Here is a 951-nt window from a genome sequence, read left to right as displayed (position 1 = left end):
TGCGGGTTTCAGAAAGTACGGGACAAGGATTTCAGTAAGTCGCGGACACCGATTTCAGTAAGTACGGGACAGCGATTTCACTAAGTCGCGGACAGGCATAGGCGGCGGATTTAGATCGATTTTCGTAAGCGCCGATCTGGCACTTTGCCCTCGTGTTTTGAGCGAGGACATGATGCCCAGACGGAAGCAAGCGAGACATACCGACGTGAAGGACATCCGATCGATCCTGCGGCTGACGTTCGAGCAGGAATTGTCGATACGCGCCGTTTCTGAACGGCTGAAGATGAGCAAGACGTCGGTTTCGACGTATCTGCTGCGGGCGCGGGAAGCCGGACTTGCGGTCTGGCCCCTTCCACCAGGCCTGGACGAGGACGATGTTCTCGAGCAACGACTATTCCGCCGAATGGGGCGACCTCCGCGCGATAGCGATGAGCCGAATTGGCCGAAGGTTGCGCGTGAACTGAAGCGCAAGGGCGTGACGCTCAATCTGTTATGGCAGGAATACCGGGAAGCCCATCCGGATGGCTATGGCTATACGTGGTTTTGCTGCCGGTTTGCCGATCACGAAAGCCGGGCCAAACCCACCTATCGCGGCCGTCACGTTGGTGGCGTAGCGATGGAATGCGACTATGCCGGCCACACGATCCCGATCATCGACCCATCTACTGGCGAGATCCGCGCGGCGCAGATCTATGTGGCAGTGCTGAGCGCGTCACAGTTGACGTTTTCTTATGCCAGTTTCAGTCAAAAGCTGCCCGACTGGATCGAGGCGAACCAACGGGCCTTCAGTTACTTCGGTGGCGTGACGAAGACCACTATCTGCGACAACCTCAAGTCTGCGGTGGCCAAGGCCCTTTGGTTTGAACCGACGTTGAATGCGACATTTGCGGCCTTCGCCGATCACTACGATACGACATTATTGCCGGCACGCCCGAGGCGTCCTCGAGATAA

1 protein-coding gene is annotated in these 951 nt (G+C 57.3%); it reads left to right on the top strand.

The features are described from left to right. Nucleotides 1-172 precede the first annotated feature (172 nt). The coding region (istA, locus tag IB262_RS35395) for an IS21 family transposase (protein WP_192494574.1) at nt 173-951 on the top strand (779 nt) is incomplete at its 3' end.

The organism is Ensifer sp. ENS02, from assembly GCF_014851885.1.
Lineage (GTDB): Bacteria > Pseudomonadota > Alphaproteobacteria > Rhizobiales > Rhizobiaceae > Ensifer > Ensifer adhaerens.
The sequence above is the reverse complement of the archived record's forward strand: the minus strand, read 5'-3'. Positions and strand labels throughout refer to the sequence as shown.